General features: G+C 70.5%; 1 protein-coding gene. It reads right to left on the bottom strand.

Annotated features, from left to right (window positions below):
* Window positions 1-1,055 (bottom strand): UvrD-helicase domain-containing protein (locus AC1DU6_RS32525; RefSeq protein WP_477862367.1); only part of this gene is annotated, 1,055 nt, incomplete at both ends.

Raw genomic sequence — 1,055 nt, 5'->3', positions numbered from 1 at the left:
GGTAGATGCTCTGCTTGGGGTCGCCGACGATGAAGACGGACAGCGGCGAGCCCGCGCCCGCGCCGGCATAGGCCGAGAGCCAGCCATGCAGCGCCTGCCATTGCAGCGGGCTGGTGTCCTGGAACTCGTCGATGAGCAGGTGGCGCACCTGGGCGTCCAGGCGCTGCTGCACCCAGCCAGCGGTCTGCGCATCAGCCAGCAGGGCCAGCGCGCCGCGCTCCAGGTCGTTCATGTCGACCAGGCCGCGCTCGCGCTTGATGGCCTCGAAGGCRTCCACCAGCACCAGGGCCAGGCGGCGCATCGCGGCGTGTTCGTCGGCGGCGCGCTGCTGGGCTATTGCCGCGCGCAAATGCAGCAATTCATCGCACAGCTCGTCCAGGTCCGGGTGGTCGACGCCCAGCTTGCGCGGTTCACCCTTCAGGGTGAACAGCGCCGCGAAGCAGCCGTCGAAATCGGCGGCCTGTTCAATTGACGCGGCCGCTTCCTGCGCCTTCTTGCCCTTGGCTGCGCCGAGCAGCCGGGCCAGTGCCTTCAGCGGTTCACGCAGATGCTCGAAGAACTGCTCCGGCGTGGTGCCCAGCACATCCACTGCACCGGGCAGGCTGGCCTCCAGCACGCCAGCCATCTCGGCCAGCCGCAACTCCACACGCTTGGCGAACGCGCCCAGCAACCACTCGCGCAGGTTGAAGCGGCCGCGCGACTGGGTCAGCGCCTGGAAGTCGGCGCGCAACGCCTCGTCTGCCAGCACCGCGACGTGGAAGCGCCGCCACAGCGTCGGCATCAGCTCCTCTTCGTCCTCGATGAGCTGCAGCTCGGGCGCAATGCCCTGGGCCTGCAGGAAGGCCAGCGRCGCGGCCCGCAGCAGCTGCGAGAACCAGCCATGGAAGGTGCGCACCTCGACAGCCCGGCCGCCGCGCAGCAGTTCGGCCTGCAGGGCCGCCAGACGCGGGCGCAGCATCGGCGCGTCGGCCTCGGCCGCGCCGCGTTGGCGAAGCGCAGCCAGTTGCTCGCCCTCGGTCGCCTGCGCAAACTCGGCCAACCACTCGGCCAGGCGC

The organism is Roseateles sp. P5_B10 (genome assembly GCF_056400485.1).
Note: the sequence above shows the minus strand (reverse complement) of the source record. Positions and strands in the feature narration are given on the sequence as shown.